This is a genomic window from Bacillus sp. AFS059628 (genome assembly GCF_002571225.1).
GTDB lineage: Bacteria > Bacillota > Bacilli > Bacillales > Bacillaceae_G > Bacillus_A.
Window position 1 is genome coordinate 1 of record NZ_NVEC01000121.1, and the last position, 1150, is coordinate 1150.

The window sequence follows — 1150 nt, forward strand, 5'->3', positions numbered from 1 at the left end:
TCTAAGTCTTCTTGTGACAGTACACCATTTTTCACACAAAGTTCTCGAACGGATTGCCCTGTCGCGATTGCTTCTTTCGCAACGCGAGCTGCTGCTTCATAACCGATATGAGGGTTCACGGCTGTAATAATTCCTACACTCTTCTCAACATACTCTTTTAAACGATCTTCATTCGCTTCAATTCCTTTTAAGCAATTATCTGTAAAGGCACGGAAACCGTTATTCATAATGCTAATTGATTGAAGTAAGTTGAAAACAAGTACTGGTTCCATAACGTTTAATTCTAATTGTCCTGCTTCTGAAGCAAGGCAAATTGTATGGTCGTTACCAATGACTTGGAACGCAATTTGATTAATTACTTCTGGCATAACAGGATTTACTTTCCCTGGCATAATAGATGAACCTGGTTGACGAGCTGGTAGCATAATTTCCGCTAAACCAACGCGTGGACCTGATGCCATTAAGCGAAGGTCATTCGCAATTTTAGACATATTCATCATACATACTTTAAGTGCTGCTGATACTTCTGTATATGCATCTGTATTTTGCGTTGCATCTACTAAGTCTTCTGCACCAACAAGTGGTAGCTCACTAATTGCAGCTAAATGTTTTACAACTGCTTCAATATATTCTGGATCTGCATTTAATCCTGTACCAACTGCAGTTGCCCCCATATTCACTTCATATAAGTGTTGACGTGATTGCTGAATTCGTTTCATATCACGTTCAAGTACGCGGGAGTACGCTTTAAATTCTTGTCCAAGACGAATTGGTACAGCGTCTTGTAAATGTGTACGACCCATTTTAATAACATGATCGAACTGTTCTGCTTTTAATTCAAACACATCGTGCATATAACCCATCGTTTGTAATAAACCTTCTAATGCATTTAATGTTGCGATATGAATCGCCGTTGGGAATGCATCGTTTGTTGATTGCGCCATGTTTACATGACTATTTGGACTAATATAATGATAGTCTCCCTTTTCCATTCCTAATAATTCAAGAGCACGGTTGGCAATGACTTCATTTGCATTCATGTTCATTGAAGTACCTGCTCCGCCTTGAATTGGATCTACGATGAAATGATCATGCCATTTTCCATCAAGAATTTCTTGAGCAGCTTCTGCGATCGCACCGCCCTTGTTCA

General features: G+C 39.4%; 1 protein-coding gene. It reads right to left on the bottom strand.

Annotated elements, in window-relative coordinates:
- Positions 1-1150 (bottom strand): aspartate ammonia-lyase (locus COL05_RS29470; protein ID WP_098671186.1); only part of this gene is annotated, 1150 nt, incomplete at both ends.